Source organism: Bacillus sp. GW821-FHT01G09 (assembly GCF_059422205.1).
This window is the reverse complement of the sequence record NZ_JBWKWL010000004.1, coordinates 44,684-62,268: the sequence shown is the minus strand read 5'-3', so window position 1 is coordinate 62,268 and position 17,585 is coordinate 44,684. Positions and strand designations below refer to the sequence as shown.

Here is a 17,585-nt window from a genome sequence, read left to right as displayed (position 1 = left end):
CCTTCTTTATCAAACATAAGCCTTTTTCAAAATAAAAATATCTGGTAGTTAACCAGATCCTCATAACTTTATACTAGTTAAAGGTGGGACTGTTAAAAACAAAAAGTCTAATTTATAAATGGGGACCTACGAATAAAGCAGGTTAGTTCCAAAAAGAACCCAACTTTAGGATTTCCTAAGAGGATTGAATCAGCTCGAACCAAGTTTTTTAATGTGACTAGTTACGGAAATTAAGAAAAGAACCTGGTGAAATTGCCCAGGTTCTTTTTATATTGCACAAAAACAGACACGGTGATATAATCACACTACGTGCGCTTTCTGGTTAAAAAGTTATAGATACCCATCTTATAATTTAATTATATCCTGCTGGGAAGCTCTTGTCAATATTTATTTTTTGAAGGGGAGATGTAGAATGAGTTCTTTGGTTCTCGGTTTACATGAAATTGAAAAAACACAGCTTTCGCTCGTTGGAGGAAAAGGGTTACATTTAGGGGAATTATCGAAAATTCAAGGTATACAAGTACCAGAAGGATTTTGTGTCACAACAGTAGGATATCAAAAAGCCATCGAACAAAACGAAACGTTACAAGTGTTGTTGGATCAGTTGGCGATGCTAAAAGTTGAGGACCGAGATCAGATTGGTAACATCAGCCGGAAGATTCGGCAAATCATTATGGAAGTAGACATTCCTTCCGATGTTGTGAAAGCAGTGGCTCACTATCTCTCCCAGTTCGGCGAGGAACATGCCTATGCCGTGCGTTCTAGTGCAACTGCTGAAGATTTACCACATGCTTCTTTTGCCGGTCAACAAGACACCTATTTAAATATAATCGGCGTCGATGCAATCTTGCAGCATATCAGTAAATGCTGGGCGTCCCTATTTACGGATCGCGCGGTTATTTACCGTATGCAAAATGGATTTGACCACAGCCAAGTCTATTTATCCGTTATCGTTCAAAGGATGGTTTTCCCTCAGGCTTCGGGGATTTTATTTACCGCTGATCCGATTACCTCCAACCGAAAGGTGTTATCCATCGATGCCGGTTTTGGACTTGGTGAAGCACTGGTTTCTGGCTTGGTATCTGCCGATTGTTATAAAGTACAGGATGGGCAAATCATCGATAAGAGAATAGCAACTAAAAAAATGGCTATCTACGGACGAAAAGAAGGCGGAACAGAAACACAGCAGATCGATTCTGATCAGCAAAAGGCTCAAACACTGACTGATGAACAAATTTTACAGCTGGCACGCATTGGAAGACAGATCGAAGCTCATTTCGGCCAGCCGCAAGATATCGAATGGTGTTTGGCCCGCGATACTTTTTATATTGTACAGAGTCGTCCAATCACTACTTTATTCCCCATCCCTGAAGCGAGTGACCAAGAAAATCACGTCTATATTTCTGTTGGTCATCAACAAATGATGACGGATCCCATAAAACCACTGGGATTGTCTTTTTTTCTGTTGACGACTGCTGCACCCATGCGTAAAGCCGGTGGAAGGCTATTTGTTGATGTCACACATCATCTGGCATCCCCTGACAGCAGAGAAGTTTTCTTAAAAGGCATGGGGCAGCACGATCAGCTCTTAAAAGACGCACTTATGACCATAATAAAGCGACGAGATTTCATAAAGTCGATACCAAATGATAAAACAGCACCAAATCCCAGCAGAGGCAATGCAGATATGCCGGCTCAAGTTGAAAACGATCCGACAATCGTGTCTGATTTGATTAAGAGCAGTCAAACATCGATAGAAGAGTTAAAACAAAACATCCAAACGAAATCAGGATCAGATTTATTTCGTTTTATTCTAGAAGATATCCAGGAATTAAAGAAGATTTTATTTAACCCAAAAAGTTCGGTTCTAATTCGAACTGCTATGAATGCTTCATTATGGATTAACGAAAAAATGAACGAGTGGTTAGGTGAAAAAAACGCAGCAGATACGCTTTCTCAATCTGTACCCCATAATATTACTTCAGAAATGGGTCTTGCGCTATTAGACGTCGCAGATGTGATTCGTCCTTATCCAGAGGTAATTGATTACTTACAACATGTAAAAGATGATAACTTTTTGGATGAACTAGCTAAGTTTGATGGCGGAAGCAAAACCCGAGACGCGATCTATGATTATCTCAGCAAATACGGAATGCGATGTACCGGAGAAATTGATATTACAAGAACTCGATGGAGCGAAAAACCAACTACACTTATCCCAATGATTCTTAATAACATCAATAACAGTGGGCCTAATGCCAGCCATCGGAAATTTGAGCAAGGGCGACAGGAGGCTTTGAAGAAAGAGCAAGAGTTATTAGATCGATTGAAGCAATTACCGGATGGTGAACAAAAAGCCAAAGAAACAAAACGAATGATAGATATCATCCGGAATTTCAGCGGGTTTAGGGAATATCCAAAATATGGCATGATTAATCGATACTTCGTTTATAAGCAGGCTTTACTGAAAGAAGCCGAACAACTCATAGAAGCGGGCGTTATTCATGAAAAAGAAGATATATACTATCTCACTTTTGAAGAACTTCACGAAGTCGTGCGCACACATAAACTGGATTATCAAATCATCAGTACACGAAAAGACGAGTACACATTATATGAAAAACTATCTCCACCACGTGTTATCACGTCTGATGGTGAAATCGTTACAGGTGAGTATAAACGAGAAAATCTCCCAGCCGGAGCGATTGTAGGTCTACCTGTTTCCTCCGGAGTTATAGAGGGGCGAGCGCGTGTCATTTTAAACATGGAAGATGCTGATTTAGAAGATGGAGATATATTAGTTACCTCCTTTACCGATCCAAGCTGGACACCATTGTTTGTATCCATAAAAGGCCTGGTCACCGAAGTTGGGGGGCTGATGACCCATGGAGCTGTTATAGCCCGTGAATATGGCTTACCTGCAGTTGTTGGCGTTGAAAATGCTGCCAAGCTGATAAAAGATGGGCAACGAATTCGCGTTCATGGGACAGAAGGCTACATTGAAATCTTATAATGTCTGATGTGTGTAGAGAGCCATCAGATATTCCGCCATCAGCCCTAACTAGAAGTTGGGAGGCTGCAATTGTACCGAATGATAAAGTTCCGTTGAACTAACGAAGATCGATAGCACATTAAGAAAAGCTGGAACCTCTTGGAGGAGGTCTGGCTTTTCTATATAAAATTGGCGTAGTGTGCAAAAGCCGTATTTTGCGGGCGGCACTTCTTTAAAATGAATTTTTTATTACCAGCATTTAAAACCAAACTTTAGATTTTGTTCGTGTCAAAGAGAACTGGAGAATGTTGATATTGTATTTGATAGGGGACGACATAGAAGAAATACCTTGCTTAAAACAAGAGAAAAAGGAGCTAAAAAGCTCCTTTATAAGTTTAAACAACTTTTGTATAAATAGCCGTGTAAAACCCGATTGAGTAATCAAAATAATGACGTGTAAGCGTATAAGTATAACCGTTGTATTCTATTGTTGGCTGGAAGTCCATTGGCAGAGGACTAATGCGGTATATAGTGTCATAATCATATTCATCACTTTTTACTGCAACCTCAGACGTAGTGCCAGCAGCCAATGCGGGAACCGCGGATATGAGCATGCCAAAGGATAAAGCAGAACTCAATAAGATTTTCCTAATCTTCAATTATATCAACTCCATTTACAATTTATACATATATTATGTTGTAATTGGAAGTTTTTTAGAAGTGAATAATGGATCATAAAAAGTAAAAATCTCGATTTTAGCGGAATAAGAGTAAGGGTATGGTTCGAAGACAACCACATACAAACATTTGAGAAAGAACAAAAAGAAGTAGATCCGTTTGGTGAATGTCCCTGTTGTTTATTTTAAAGATCAAAAAGAGTTTAAAATGGCCGGTATTACATTAATGACACGCCAAAATGTTGCTATTTACGAAGACAAAGATCGGAAGAAAAAAATGGTTCAGATAGTTTTATCATTATAGATAGAGGTGGCCCAAAAGCAGCCTAGAAATAAGCTTAAACAAAAAATCCTCCCACAAAGGGAGGATTACTATTACATATTAACTAAAGTGTAAGTCAATGAAACAATGAATAAAAAATACGAAATATAAGATATTGCTTTTGAAGAACTTGTTTGATGTTTTTGGAATGTATAGATAAGTGCAAAACCCAAGAAGAAAACTGTTACAAACCAAGAAGTGTATTGTGGAAAGATGGCGACCGCCAATACCATGATTGTTGAAAAAATAAATGAAGAGTAATGAGTTACTTAATGATCATCATTCAAAGAAATCACCTCTACGAATTTTTACCCGATTTAGTCTGTGTATTAACAGCTTGTAAAAGATTCAATATGAGAAAATGAAGAAGTTTCTGGATAGATTTACACTACAGTTTATTGATATGTAGTTATGGAGTGAGATTGTTTAACATGACGGGAGGGAGAAAGTTGCCTAAAATCGGAGTAAGCTTGATAGTGCTCATTATTTTCCTTGCAGGCTGCAAAAATGAACAACACGGAGAAGAAACAAAGATGCAGAGCCTAGTAGGCTATGTCGTGCTTAAAGACAATGAAAGGGCAATTCTCATTACCGATACAAAAGCTCCAGTAAAAGAAGATTACGATCTTTCTGAAGGACAACTTATGAACAAGTTTAAAAATAACATAGTAATTGTAGGATTAAGTGAGATTGATAACACAGATGGTCTCAAAAGAGGTGAAAAAATAAAAGTGTGGTTCCATACATTAAAAGAGTCAAATCCACCAAGTGCAACGATACAAAAATATGAATTATTATAAAAAAATTGTTGAATTCTCATATAGATAACCTCTGAGTCAACAAATGTTGTTCTATTGCATTGAAACTGCCAGTGACCAATATCAAGTTCAGTTATGTTAATTCAAGTGGTTTGATATGTTAGTGTCTTCGAGACGAAATATTGGAAGTGAGTCCGGATATTCATGAGTATTACAAATTGGTCACAGAATAAGAGACTTAAGGGAGTTGTCTGCATTGTATGTTCACTTCTTTATAATGGCTTGTACTAAGGAGTATATTCTTGGAAGGAAAGAAAACGGATTTTAGGGTGCTTAATCTTAATTCTTGTCAGGTCAAACTTTACTTGTTCCATAAAATGAAAACTTGCCGTTAATTATAATAACGTTTAATTTTGTGGTGTTTAAATATATGATTCTAGAGGTCCTATGAAAGAACCGTTCATCAAAAAATGAACGGTAGGGGTTAAAAAAGTAATGTCTTTTCCTTTGTGGCAAAAGGCTAAACATATTATTTGAGATCGTTAAGGACGACTTTTGCAGCCTCAGCGATAAGAGCATTATCATAATTAGCATCTTTCGTAAAGCGGTTTGACAGAATTGCCAAAACAATAGGAGCTCTGTTAGGCGGCCAAACGATAGCAATGTCGTTTCGTGTCCCGTAACTTCCGGCTCCGGATTTATCGCCAACTTCCCATTCTATTGGAGCGCCTGCCCGAATCAGTTCGTCACCAGTAGCATTGCCTCGCATCCAATCGGTTAAGATCGTGCGTTTGTCAGTCGTGAGCGTGTTATCTAAAGTGAAAGCTTTAAGATCGGTTGCCAGTGTTTTTGCGGTGCTTGTGTCACGAATATCACCAGGAATCGCAGAGTTTAGATCCGTCTCGAATCGTTTAGCTTTCGTTACATGATCCCCAATCTGTTTCAGTGACTTTTCAAAACCTTTAGGGCCGCCAAGCTGTTGCAGCAAGATGTTCCCAGCGGTATTATCGCTGTAACGGATAGCCGCTTCCGAGATTTCTTTTAGGCTCATGCCTGTATCTAGGTGTTTCTCTGTGATTGGAGAATATGTAACAAGATCGTCCTTGCTGTAGTGGATGACTTCATTAAGTTTTTCAATTGAGTTTTTCTTCAGGACAGCAGCTGCGGCTAGAACTTTATAGGTTGATGCGTAAGCAAATCGCTCATTCGGCCGATAGGCGATTGTCTTGTTTGAACCTGTATCAATGGCATAAACACCAAGCCTGGCATCAAATTTTTTCTCAAGTTGAACAAATTTTTTATTCGTTATACAGCTTGCCATGTTTGTGTCTTCTATGGATTTTGCTTCGGCATGTGTTGAACTGTAAAAAGGTGTGAAACCAGTAATGCTTAAACATAAAAGCCCAACACATATTCCGAATTTTATTGACGCTTTATTTTTCAACTTCATCAGGCCTCCTCATTCAAATGATTTTGTATTACCTTTGAAATGTTTCCCATGACAGTTAGTGTAACAAACCCCTTTGCGCTAGTAAACATAGAATCAATTTATCTTATATTTTTAATAAGTTGGGAGAACAAGGGCAATTGCCCACCTACATGGTATTATAAAGAATAGGCGATTACATATGAAACAACAAAAAAGCTGAAAATGGCTGTCAGCGAGGTCATCTATTAGAAGGCTTTATCAATTGTGATTGGAGTGTTATTGGATGCAAACGAGAAAAGTTTATCTCTACGTATTTCACACAATGTCAGACTGGGAATATGGATATTTAATTGCTGAACTAAACTCAGGGAGATATTTTAAACAGGATGCAGCATCTTTAAAAGTAGTTACAGTAGGGGCTAATAAAGAAATGATAACTACGTTGGGAGGATTAAGCATAAAACCAGATATTTCTCTTGATGAGTGTACTCTTGAGAGTCAAGATCTTATCATTTTACCCGGAGGAAACACTTGGGGAGAAGATATTCATCAGCCGATCTTGAAAAAAGTTGGCGACGCTTTAAAGCTTGGCACGACTATTGCTGCGATTTGTGGTGCAACCTTGGGCCTCGCGAATGAAGGATACTTAAATTCGAGAAAGCACACAAGCAATGACCTAGAGTATATGAAAATGGTCTGCCCTAATTACAAAGGAGAAACACTATATGAAAACGGGCCTGCAGTATCTGATGAAAATTTGGTTACTGCATCAGGAATTGCTCCTCTGGAATTTGCGGTAGAAGTATTGAAAAAATTAGATGTATTTGCACCAGATACATTGCGTTCATGGTATAAGCTAAATAAGACTCAAAAGCCTGAATACTTCTTTGAGCTAATGAATACAATAAATCGATAGAAAACACTTTAGCAGTTTTTTGTAGTGCTCCTGAACTTATGGGAGCATTTTTTATATGTGTCTAGGAGCTATATAAAGAAATGCAGAAACTTTAAAAAGAATATAGATTGGTAAGCCTTATTTCGAATAGAGTTTGATTTGGGTTAAAACTGTTCTTATTAAGGCTCTTTTCATGGTGCTAAAGATTCATTTGGAGAAGACTGTCTTGATCAGAACAGGCCCTTCCAATATATTGAAGTAAAAGATATCGGGAGGAACTCTTTTGAAAAAGATGTTGATGTTAGCTTTTACATTTCTTTTGGCTTTCACTATCCATGTAGGGGAAGTTTCGGCCGTTATCGTGAAAGATGAGGAGAAAGTGAGTTTTACAATGACAGAAAATGAAAAATGGTTTATGAAGTCTGATGACCTAAATTCAAACCATTGGACATCTCACTTTGGGTACAGATTCACCATTTTCGATACTGAAGGATGTACAATTAACACAAGAATCATGCGAATGACTTTGTCAGGATATGAAATAACCGTTAGTGAAAAAAACTTCTCAGGGGATCATTTTGATTTGAGTGCAACTGATCGAGTTGAGACGATGCCTTATAAGACTCATTATTTGATTTTGACAAAAGATCCAGATTGCGGAGATGTTAAAGTAAAAGGTCTATACGGTTTTCAGTTTGATCAGCCAGAATGGTAATAAAAAAGAATCTAGATTCTCACCGGCCTAAACGCCAGCCAAGCTAATGTCTCACATGCAGACACTAGCTTTTTTCATTGTTTAATAGGCTGTCGTCAGGATTCTAGAAGACTTTCTCATAATAGTCGTCTCCTGTCACATGAAGCCCAAATGACAGGGGAAATGTATATCATTCACACTTTCCGTCGTGAAAATGTAAATGTATTCATAAAAATCCCGCAGCATATCAGCAGTGCGCCGAGGATAATGTTGATGGTGATCTGTTCGTGCAATTGCAGCCATCCAAAGAATAGGGCTAATACGGGAACAAACATTAATGCCATGGATGCTTTTGACGCTTCGATTTGATTGAGCACCCAAAACCATACGACAAAGGTAAAGCCGGTGGAAAGCAAGCCATTAAACAGCAATGACCACACCGCTTGATATGTCCACTCGGCTGAAGGGACCGGCTCAAATATAAAGGAAAACACCAATAACATGACGGCTCCCATCATAAGGTGCCAGGCATTCATGTGAATAATATTGATATGCTTGAATTGTAGCTTGCTGAACACATTCGCGATTCCCCAGCTAAGCGCTGCCGCAAGGACGCACAGCTCCCCAAATAAAGCGCTTTTATCGATATTGAGCATTTCCTTTCCAAATATAAATAACAGTCCGAAGAGGCCGCAGACCAGTCCCATCGTTTTATACACATTCATTTTCTCGTTTAATGTAAAATGGCTGATCACCGTAACAAATATAGGCATTGTATATACCAAAACAGAGGTTTTCCCTGAATCGACAAACTGCATTCCATACGTCAAGATCCCCATATAGCCCAGCCCCATCAAGAGGCTCATGATGATATAGCTTTTGAGATGTTCTTTTTTAATTGAAAGCTTTTTTCTTTGGATGAAGAGAATGAGAAATAAAGGAACCGCTCCGATGAACAGGCGCAAACCCGAAAATAAAAGCGGGGGGATGTCATGAATTCCTACTTTCATCGCAACCCAAGTATAACCCCAAATAAGTGTGACAGATATGATTCCCAGCATAACTTTTACCATAATGAAGCCGCCTTTCTTGTTTAAATATCGTGCTGGTTTCTATCATATGTTACATTTATGTATAACTGAAATACATTTTTATTATTGGGGGTATAACCAAATGGTTATGAACATGAATCATCTTCACATATTTGTAAAAGTCGGGGAGAAATTGAATATTACAGAAGCGGCAAAAGAATTGTTCATCTCTCAGCCGGCGGTAAGTAAAGCGATAAAAAACCTGGAGAGCTCACTGCAGCTCAAATTATTGATCAGGGATAAACATCATGGTTTAATGCTGACTGACATCGGAAAAGAAATATTGTTGCTGGCGAGGCAAATGAAGGGAATTGAAAGCAAAATATATCAAGTAGCCAACCGGGAAAACAAGCTGTTAAACGGGAAGGTGAAAATTGGTTCATTTCCTGCAGTTTCAACAAATATTATGCCACAGGCGATTGCGGCATTCAGATCAAACTACCCGCTGATCCGCATAGAATTGATCGAAGGAACCTCTGACCAAATAAAAGGATGGGTTGAGGATCGGACGGTTGATATCGGGATCGCAGCATCTCCATTTGAACCGTTTGAAAATCAGCTATTGTGTAACGACTATATGGTGGCCGTCATCCCGCCGCAGCGTGACGAATTAAAACTTGAAAAGCATGTCGACCTTGAAACATATCAAGATGACCTAATTTTTTGTAAAGGCGGTCATGAAATCGCGATGTCAAACGCATTTTCGCAATACAACATCGAATTAAAGGAAAACTTAACTGTGCAAAATGCCGAAACCTTGATTAATATGGTCAAAAATAACTTGGGTATCGGCATCATTTCAAACTTTACACTTTCATCCGTCCCGCATCAATTGATTAAAAAGGACATCTTTCCTAGGGTCACACGCGATATTGGCGTCATCGTACATTCATTTGAAGAGATAACGCCGGCGGCGCATGAGTTTGTCAAGGTGTTGAAAGCAGTTGTAATCTGAATCAGTTATCGTGGTGCGATGAAATTTGAAGAAGATGAATACTCAGCGGCAGAGTAGAAAAAAGCAACCATTTGAACGTTGCTTTTCACTCTATTTGGGACTTGAATGCTAAGAAAAAGATTCACCAATCTCTGCCTTTGTGGGATTCTGCTCCTTAACTTGTTTTAATGATGCTACTATAAGAAAGCTAACAATCACTAGCAAGAGCCATGAACTTACCTTTCCAAGGTGTACGAGACTCCATGTATCGATTTGGTTTGGATATTTCCAAGCTCCAAAAAACGTAGCGATATTTTCCGCTATCCATATAAAAAATCCGATGAGTACAAAAGAAAGTGCGAGCGGCATACGGTAACGAGCTCCATTCACCTCGTATGTAACCCATGTTTGCCAAAAGACAATGATGACAAGCCCAGATAACCACCATCGAATGTCTATAGAAAAATGGTGGGTGAAAAAATTCAAATAAATCGCTGCGGCAAGCGGAATAACTGCAAAAAAAGGCGGCCACTTAACCAGTTCAACCTTAAGCCTTCTCCATGCCTGGCACAAATAACTGGCTACACTTGCGTACATAAAGCCGCTATACAAAGGTACTCCAAATATTTTGGAGTATCCTTCTTCTGGATAAGACCAGGAGCCCATATGGACTTTAAAAAGTTCCAGAGCAAGCCCAATAAGGTGGAATAATGTGATCACTTTTAATTCATCCCGTGTTTCAAGACCGGAACGCACCATCCACAATTGCATGAGAACGCAGATAATGAGCAGCCAGTCATACCGCGGCAAGAACGGTAGTGGGATGATTTGCGTAATAGCCAAAGAGGCAAAAATAACGGCAGGAAACAAACATGAAAGGGCTTGTTCCCAGCCAAAATGAACGATTTGTTTTATGGCTCTCATGATGTATGCCTCCTCCATAGTTGTGTTCTTCGTGTATGAAAGGGACGCTTAGTATAGCAGCTAGATGGATATAAGTTTATGTCCATAAGCTCACCGCCAATCACTTTATTTTTCTGTTGATCCTACATATTTTTTCTTTACGAATCCTGTGTGTCTTCATCACTTCGGTATTCCAATATATCCCCGGGCTGACATTCTAAAGCCTTGCAAATCGCTTCTAAAGTTGATAATCGAATAGCCTTTGCTTTTCCGTTTTTTAATATCGAAAGATTAGCCATGGTGATGCCAACTCTCTCTGAAAGCTCTGTTACGCTCATTTTCCTCTTAGCAAGCATCACATCAATATTGATAATAATCGCCATGTCATCACCTCAGACCGTTAAGTCATTTTCTGATTTTATATCTATCGCTTCTTTTAACAGTTTTTGAAGAACAGCAGCAAAGACCGCAATCACCATTGAAGCAAAAATAATAACCAATCCGATCACAATGATACCCGGGGCGTCGTCTATCTCGGCCATCAGATAAAAGACAGGCATGCCTGCTGCGTAAAAGATACTGATAGTGACTGCGCAGTATTTTACATTCTTCAAAGCTCTTACAGACAAACCCGAGAAAGCTTTGTTTTTGTCAATATAGCTTAAAAGTTTGAACGCTTGATAAAGAGCAAAGTAAAAAGGTATCGCCGTTACATACAAATAGATGAAAACGAGATATTTTATATAAGCGATATTTGGAAATATATCCGCTGAATAGTTGGCTATCTTAGGCACTAAAAAAATGCATAAAGCAAGAATTGGAATTCCAATAAGAACCAAAGCTATCTTTAAAAAAATTGTCGACATTCGATTCATAACAAGCACCTCATTTATTTGTTGTCTAATTGAATGTAACAAAAAAATTATCGTTTCTCAATAAAAAAATATTGAAATGGATTGATTTGTTGTTGTTATAGGAGGACCTTTTCATTTTTGACAAGACAAAAAAGCATCCCTCATCACTGGAGATGCTCAACTATTTTAAACTTTGCCGACTGAATGAACCGTGTGCCTCAGTGAACTTAGGGATCGGTGTGAACATAAAGCTAAGCTCTTTTATGAAGGCTTTTATCAACGTCTAAAGATTCAAACAAACGATGGGAAGAAATACATCAAAGGATAAGCGGCTGTTCATACTAATGATCGGGAGGTAAACCGACTTATGATACAAATTTTGATCACTGGTCTTTTTTTATTGGCTCAGCCGAGTGAGCCGCAGGACAGTTTAACGGTCACACAGCAAGGACGGACGATTGCCACTGTTAACCGTGAAGACTTTACAATGCCTCTTCCCGGCACTCCAATGGTTGACTATGAAAAATACAGTAAATTCATCAAACAGCTTGATCAGAAAGTGTACCGTGAGCCGATAAATGCTGTCCTTAACGATCATGGAAGCATCGTCCCGGGCAGGGTTGGCTACAAACTGTATCAACAGGCGTTTATGGAAAAGTTTTATGCGTATTTTTATGGCCAAGGTCCCTCCAAGATAGAAGTGCCGGAAATGAACATTTATCCGAAAGTTGACAGCGAGCTGCTAGCTCACATCAGTACGCAGCAGCTTGGTCAGTACGTGACGTATTTTAACTCAAGCAATAAAAGCCGTTCACACAATATTTCTCTTTCTGCAAAAGCAATCGACAATCACGTTGTTTTCCCTAATGAGACGTTTTCGTTTAACCAAGTTGTGGGAATGAGAACTCGGAACAAAGGATATAAAAGTGCACCCATTATTGTAAAAGGGGAGTTGTCTGAAGGTGTAGGAGGAGGAATTTGTCAGGTGTCCTCAACTCTATTTAATGCAGTTGATCGTGCAGGACTGCAGATCGTTCAGCGCTATTCTCATACTAGAAGTGTACCATATGTACCGCCCGGACGGGATGCGACGGTAAGCTGGGGAGGTCCTGACTTTCGCTTTCAAAACCAATATAACCAACCAATCTTAATTCGGGCAAAAAGGTATGGGGGAAGTATGATTATTACGCTATACTCTTCTGATGTGATAAACAGCAAATTGAGAAAAATCCCCAAAGCTCCATCTCGGATACCGAAAGAAATAAATGCAGAGCAGTAAAGACAAAACCTCAGGTAAGGTTTTGGTTAAGAGAGCTTGTAGATTGCTCAAAATCAATTCTTTAAGGAGCGGCCAGTGAAAGGAAGGAGGGATAAATGAAGTGAAAAGGGTATTATTTTCTGTAATTGTTTTTACAGCAGTTGGATTTACGTTTTGCCAATCAAAAGCGCATGCCCTGACTTTTACGGTGTTGCCTATTACACAAAAAACAGAACAGTGGTCAGTAAAAGTAAGTGAAGCAAAAAATGTAAAGGAATTTGCGAGACCTCAAAAAGGAGAATATCAAGTATATTCCTTGGAAGTCAAAAATATAGGGGAAAAAGCAGCTACAGTGGATGTGCAATTGTATAGAAATGATCCTCATTCAATCACAAGATTTTCACTTTTTGGATGCCTCGATGAAAATTGTGACAAACCAAAAGAAGATTCTAAAATGTTAGCTGAAAGTTTAAATGATGGCTCACCGCTGAAGTTCAATCATTTTATGCTGGCAGATAAGGCCTCTGAATTAGAGGTTGTGATTATTTGGACACAGAAGGGGCAAGAAGGACGCAATTTAAAACAGACCTTTAAATTCACTGAAGATGGCGTTAATTAGACAGTAAAGATGGAATGGCTTTGATGATTCGATCTCTTACTTTGCCTGAGGAAAAAACGAAAATAATTGTTGGGAAACCAATCATAGCTGAATCAAATGTCAAAGTGACTGTGATTTATGACTATAGAGAAGAACCAGAGGAGGCCTTTTGGATACATTATCCGATGGGAGTGAAATGTTTGTCGATGATCACAAAGTCTTTATTGAATACGGATAGAGACTTTGTGACTGACTGCGCATTTCGGCTTAATATTTTACTGATAATGACAGTGAAACCTAAACAAGTGCAGTCCGTTCATTATTAAAAAACTCTAATTTCAAAATTTTCAGGGTTCAATTTCAGTCAATTCAGTTATCATCGAAAGAAGAGGCACAAAAGTCACCAGCTATTTGGACAACTTTTAGCGTTTTTTTTGATGGGAGATTTGTGACTCATGAGATCATGAGTGTAAATAAATTTGAAAAGTTACTTAATAAACTCTTGTTAGCTTGATTTTTAAAAATAAAAAGCCCATTTTAAGGTTATTGACTCAATGAAACAAAAAATGCATTTAAGAGCTATTAAAAGTTTTAATCTTGTCTTTAGAGAGCGCTTTAATTTAAGTCAAAAGTTTAGACAGCCATCTGTTAGATCATTAGCTCTTTTTTATTTTCTTTTCAGTAACATTTTGATCATATTTTCCTACTAACGAGTTAGGAAAGTGGGGAAAAACATGAGAAAAAAGAACAATATTAAGAAATGGCTATTGATCATTGCTGGATTCTTGATCATCTGCATCATTACATTATTTGTAATGGTGTCAGGAAACAAAGTGAAATATGAGGGCAGCGGGAAAAGCGGACTGTGGATGTCTAACCTTGAAAAATCAGGAAAAACTTCAATTGGACCCAATTATTTTCTAAATCTGTATTGGCAGGGGAGTAAGAAGGACGAAAAGAGGACTGTCATAGAAAAAATCACCTTATACATAGATGGTAAAATGTATGATGACAGGGAAAATTATGATTTGTCAGAATACACAGGTGATGAAATGCCAGGTGGGGGACGCATGGAGGACCATATCGCCACCTTTGATTATATGCCTGAAGATGAAGTGATAGGACATGATGTATTAGTGAAAGTGGAGTGGAAGACAGGCCAGAAAAAACAGACAGAAGAAATCAAATTACATAAGAAGCCATGGTATAAAAAATAGCTTATTCGCTGTATTTGTGATCACATTGGTGGTCACTTTTTTATTTGCGGATTCCTAGGCACAGCAATCTAAGATTCTGCATAGGCTGAAATAAAATCTTGTTCATTTCTAAAACGAGGTGCATGCTGTTGGAACAACAACCAATCAATCATGAAGACAGAAACGTGCCACAGCCTATTCGAAGTGATGGAGCTGGAGCTATTGATGCAGGCCCGCGAAATATAATGCGGGATATTCAAAATCCGAATATACTTGTTCCGCCTGTTACAGATGAGGGTATGATTCCTAACTTGAGATTTTCATTCTCTGATGCTCCCATGAAATTAGATCACGGCGGCTGGTCAAGAGAAATCACCGTAAGACAGCTTCCGATTTCGACTGCGATTGCAGGTGTAAACATGAGCTTAACTGCGGGAGGCGTCCGTGAGCTTCATTGGCATAAGCAAGCGGAGTGGGCTTATATGCTTTTGGGACGGGCACGTATCACCGCTGTTGACCAAGACGGACGAAATTTCATTGCTGATGTTGGTCCCGGCGACCTTTGGTACTTCCCAGCAGGAATTCCGCATTCCATACAGGGATTGGAACACTGCGAGTTTCTGCTCGTATTCGATGATGGAAACTTTTCTGAGTTTTCAACGTTAACCATTTCAGATTGGCTTGCACACACACCAAAAGACGTTCTGTCTGCAAATTTCGGTGTCCCGGAGAATGCTTTCAACTCTCTTCCGTCTGAGCAAGTCTATATCTACCAAGGGAATGTGCCGGGATCAGTCGCCAGTGAAGACATTCAGTCACCATATGGAAAAGTCCCCATGACCTTTAAACACGAGTTGTTAAATCAACCCCCAATTCAAATGCCAGGGGGGAGTGTACGAATTGTGGATTCTTCTAACTTCCCAATTTCAAAAACGATAGCCGCTGCACTTGTTCAGATTGAGCCTGGCGCGATGAGAGAGCTTCATTGGCATCCCAATAGCGATGAGTGGCAATATTATCTAACAGGACAGGGACGAATGACGGTATTTATCGGAAATGGGACTGCCCGCACATTTGATTATAGAGCAGGCGACGTTGGATACGTGCCTTCTAATGCTGGACACTATATACAAAACACTGGTACAGAAACATTATGGTTTTTAGAAATGTTCAAAAGTGACCGCTATGCAGATGTGTCACTCAATCAGTGGATGGCATTGACGCCTAAAGAATTAGTGCAAAGCAACTTGAATGCTGGATCAGTCATGCTTGATTCTCTGCGTAAGAAGAAAGTGCCTGTTGTGAAATATCCCGGTACGTAAAGACTGAACCGATCATACAGTGGTCTTAAAGTAACTAGAGCTGGGTGTTGGCCTGTGTTTTATCAAATCCCTATATATACGTTATGTAGGGTTTTTCTGCTTGAATCGTATTGTAATGAGCTTTAAAATGTTAATGTGGAAATGATAACCACCCGCTAATGGAAATTCAATGGCCGATTTCTACCAGTTTGATTGGCTTTAAAGGAGGACAAGAAATGAAAGCACTCATATTTTTATCCAGTTTGACTGCCATTGGGAGCTCTATATTGGGGCGATGGTTAGGGATGCTGGATGATTCTTATGCTGTTGGCGATGCTTGGTTTATAGGTGTTTTAGCTGGATTGATTTCACTTCTATTATTGATTGACAGTCAAACGATGACAAAGAATTACATAGTAAGTTTAAGTACGATACTAGGCATTCTTGGAGTGGGATTTATATATTTTCCAGCTGCATTCATCAACATATTATTAAGTATTACACTGGATAAACAAAAGAAAGAAGACCTTCATGTAAGATGAAAGAAATTTCATTTAATTCTTAGGAGGGAAAGTGTATGGATTTACCTCTATGGGCTTATATCATATTTGCAATCACAGGTGCGGCAGGTTTCATAAGTTTAATGTGGTTCAGTTTTTTTGCTGACAAAATAGAAAAGTGAAGCGATTTTATAAAAATGTAAACTATTTTATATGAAAGGGATAACATTGCTTATTTAAGTTTACATAATAAAATTATTTCAAACTGATGCTAAAAATAACTAATTGATCTATGTACTAAATATTCATAATTACTAGAGGGATTGGCACCTAAGGAACAAAGCTATTTGACAAGTTCTTGCTAGAGAATTTCAATCACTACATATGATTTTCTGCATCAAGAAGCTCAGCTGAATTATTTTTGGGTGAATTTACTAATGATGAAACCTGGTATGCTTCCATGTCATCAGCATCATAAGGCAGCAGCAAACTTTGCAGATAATCAGGGCTTGTATTTTTGGGGTTAAGCCACTCCTTTTCATGATCATGGGCCAATATAACCGGCATTCGGTCGTGTATATCTTTCATGAACTCATTAGGCTCAGTTGTTATGATGGTGCAGGTATAAAGAGGATCTCCTTGATGTGTGCTCCACTTTTCATATAAGCCAGCAAACGCAAAAAGAGCAGATGATTTCAATTTGATCCGCATTGGGATTTTGGTTTTGGAATCAAGCCGTTTCCATTCATAAAAACTGTCTGCTGGTATGATGCAGCGTTTGCTGACAAGCGGTCTTCGAAAGGCCGGTTTCTCGGTAATTGTTTCGGCTCGAGCATTGATCATTTTATAACCGATCTTTTCATCTTTTGCCCAAGGTGGAATAAGTCCCCATCTAAGCTTGCCTAAGCGATTATTTGATCCATCATTGATGATTGCAAGGATGTTTTGTGATGGTGCGACATTATAGCTTGGCTGGTATTCACCTTTAGGAAAAAATTGATCGATGTCAAACTGGTCAATAATATCATCAAATGCAGAGTACAAAGTAAACCTGCCGCACATATCCATCATCCTTTTTAGGGGTTTTTGAATAGTGTGTGGGACGAACGTTCATTTAATACAGGTTCAGAACAATGATTTCTTTTCACTTGCGATAAACTGGTATAATAAGAAAGCCATTTAA

The 17,585-nt window shown here is 38.8% G+C and carries 18 protein-coding genes and 3 pseudogenes; 13 read left to right on the top strand and 8 right to left on the bottom strand.

Annotated features, from left to right (window positions below):
- Positions 1-412: 412 nt before the first annotated feature.
- The gene (gene ppsA, locus AC07VD_RS13685) at positions 413-3,013 is read left to right on the top strand and encodes a phosphoenolpyruvate synthase (protein ID WP_128737934.1); all 2,601 of its coding nucleotides are present in this window, start codon (positions 413-415) and stop codon (positions 3,011-3,013) included.
- Positions 3,014-3,387: 374 nt separating this feature from the next.
- On the opposite strand, the gene AC07VD_RS13680 is transcribed toward ppsA, so the two are convergent.
- The gene (locus tag AC07VD_RS13680; RefSeq protein ID WP_128737933.1) at positions 3,388-3,651 is read right to left on the bottom strand and encodes a hypothetical protein; all 264 of its coding nucleotides are present in this window, start codon (positions 3,649-3,651) and stop codon (positions 3,388-3,390) included.
- Positions 3,652-4,044: 393 nt separating this feature from the next.
- A complete protein-coding gene (locus tag AC07VD_RS13675; protein ID WP_254149944.1) occupies positions 4,045-4,224 on the bottom strand; it encodes a hypothetical protein in 180 nt (59 codons plus the stop codon).
- 216 nt (positions 4,225-4,440) lie between these two features.
- Here AC07VD_RS13675 and AC07VD_RS13670 point away from each other — a divergent pair, with 216 nt between their 5' ends.
- Positions 4,441-4,791: a DUF3221 domain-containing protein gene (locus AC07VD_RS13670; protein WP_217018430.1), complete on the top strand. Its 351-nt coding sequence runs from the start codon at positions 4,441-4,443 to the stop codon at positions 4,789-4,791.
- Positions 4,792-5,278: 487 nt separating this feature from the next.
- Here AC07VD_RS13670 and bla read toward each other — a convergent pair whose 3' ends face one another.
- Positions 5,279-6,199, bottom strand: coding sequence for a class A beta-lactamase (bla, locus tag AC07VD_RS13665; RefSeq protein ID WP_217018431.1), 921 nt, complete (start codon positions 6,197-6,199; stop codon positions 5,279-5,281).
- 262 nt (positions 6,200-6,461) lie between these two features.
- On the opposite strand from bla, the gene AC07VD_RS13660 reads away from it, so the two are divergent.
- Together AC07VD_RS13660 and AC07VD_RS13655 are read left to right on the top strand one after the other, a co-directional pair.
- Complete coding sequence (locus AC07VD_RS13660; RefSeq protein ID WP_217018436.1) at positions 6,462-7,094, top strand: type 1 glutamine amidotransferase family protein; 633 nt, start codon at positions 6,462-6,464, stop codon at positions 7,092-7,094.
- A 262-nt stretch (positions 7,095-7,356) separates the two neighbouring features.
- Complete coding sequence (locus AC07VD_RS13655) at positions 7,357-7,788, top strand: hypothetical protein (protein ID WP_160831969.1); 432 nt, start codon at positions 7,357-7,359, stop codon at positions 7,786-7,788.
- 173 nt (positions 7,789-7,961) lie between these two features.
- Here the strand turns inward: AC07VD_RS13655 and AC07VD_RS13650 are convergent, their stop codons facing one another.
- The gene (locus AC07VD_RS13650) at positions 7,962-8,840 is read right to left on the bottom strand and encodes a DMT family transporter (RefSeq protein WP_024571435.1); all 879 of its coding nucleotides are present in this window, start codon (positions 8,838-8,840) and stop codon (positions 7,962-7,964) included.
- A 100-nt stretch (positions 8,841-8,940) separates the two neighbouring features.
- Between AC07VD_RS13650 and AC07VD_RS13645 the strand changes: the two genes are divergently transcribed.
- Positions 8,941-9,813 (top strand): LysR family transcriptional regulator, encoded by an 873-nt coding sequence (locus tag AC07VD_RS13645; RefSeq protein ID WP_021481419.1) that lies wholly within the window; start codon positions 8,941-8,943, stop codon positions 9,811-9,813.
- A 108-nt stretch (positions 9,814-9,921) separates the two neighbouring features.
- Here AC07VD_RS13645 and AC07VD_RS13640 read toward each other — a convergent pair whose 3' ends face one another.
- From AC07VD_RS13640 to AC07VD_RS13630, 3 genes and pseudogenes are all read right to left on the bottom strand, one after another.
- The gene (locus AC07VD_RS13640; RefSeq protein WP_217018438.1) at positions 9,922-10,716 is read right to left on the bottom strand and encodes a DUF817 domain-containing protein; all 795 of its coding nucleotides are present in this window, start codon (positions 10,714-10,716) and stop codon (positions 9,922-9,924) included.
- Positions 10,717-10,821: 105 nt separating this feature from the next.
- A pseudogene (locus AC07VD_RS13635) lies at positions 10,822-11,078 on the bottom strand (helix-turn-helix domain-containing protein).
- Between the two features lie 9 nt (positions 11,079-11,087).
- Positions 11,088-11,570: a DUF2975 domain-containing protein gene (locus tag AC07VD_RS13630; RefSeq protein WP_129092453.1), complete on the bottom strand. Its 483-nt coding sequence runs from the start codon at positions 11,568-11,570 to the stop codon at positions 11,088-11,090.
- A gap of 346 nt (positions 11,571-11,916) precedes the next feature.
- On the opposite strand from AC07VD_RS13630, the gene AC07VD_RS13625 reads away from it, so the two are divergent.
- From AC07VD_RS13625 to AC07VD_RS13590, 8 genes and pseudogenes are all read left to right on the top strand, one after another.
- The gene (locus AC07VD_RS13625; protein ID WP_015714063.1) at positions 11,917-12,828 is read left to right on the top strand and encodes a VanW family protein; all 912 of its coding nucleotides are present in this window, start codon (positions 11,917-11,919) and stop codon (positions 12,826-12,828) included.
- A 100-nt stretch (positions 12,829-12,928) separates the two neighbouring features.
- Positions 12,929-13,426, top strand: coding sequence for a YozF family protein (locus AC07VD_RS13620; protein ID WP_129092452.1), 498 nt, complete (start codon positions 12,929-12,931; stop codon positions 13,424-13,426).
- Positions 13,427-13,530: 104 nt separating this feature from the next.
- Positions 13,531-13,763 (top strand): annotated as a pseudogene (locus tag AC07VD_RS13615) (hypothetical protein); the annotation flags it as partial.
- Positions 13,758-13,919, top strand: a pseudogene (locus AC07VD_RS13610) (YoaP domain-containing protein); the annotation flags it as partial. The pseudogenes AC07VD_RS13615 and AC07VD_RS13610, both read left to right, overlap by 6 nt.
- Before the next feature lie 40 nt (positions 13,920-13,959).
- Positions 13,960-14,115, top strand: coding sequence for a hypothetical protein (locus tag AC07VD_RS13605; protein ID WP_124058212.1), 156 nt, complete (start codon positions 13,960-13,962; stop codon positions 14,113-14,115).
- Positions 14,116-14,139: 24 nt separating this feature from the next.
- Positions 14,140-14,622: a DUF4944 domain-containing protein gene (locus AC07VD_RS13600; protein ID WP_031315569.1), complete on the top strand. Its 483-nt coding sequence runs from the start codon at positions 14,140-14,142 to the stop codon at positions 14,620-14,622.
- A 122-nt stretch (positions 14,623-14,744) separates the two neighbouring features.
- The gene (gene oxdD / locus AC07VD_RS13595) at positions 14,745-15,923 is read left to right on the top strand and encodes an oxalate decarboxylase (protein ID WP_124058210.1); all 1,179 of its coding nucleotides are present in this window, start codon (positions 14,745-14,747) and stop codon (positions 15,921-15,923) included.
- 215 nt (positions 15,924-16,138) lie between these two features.
- On the top strand, positions 16,139-16,444 hold the full coding sequence (locus tag AC07VD_RS13590; protein WP_024571746.1) for a hypothetical protein: 306 nt from the start codon (positions 16,139-16,141) through the stop codon (positions 16,442-16,444).
- 336 nt (positions 16,445-16,780) lie between these two features.
- Here AC07VD_RS13590 and AC07VD_RS13585 read toward each other — a convergent pair whose 3' ends face one another.
- Positions 16,781-17,464 carry an SOS response-associated peptidase gene (locus AC07VD_RS13585; protein WP_038829978.1) on the bottom strand — a complete coding sequence of 228 codons (684 nt, stop codon included), beginning with the start codon at positions 17,462-17,464 and terminating at the stop codon, positions 16,781-16,783.
- Between the last annotated feature and the right edge of the window lie 121 nt (positions 17,465-17,585).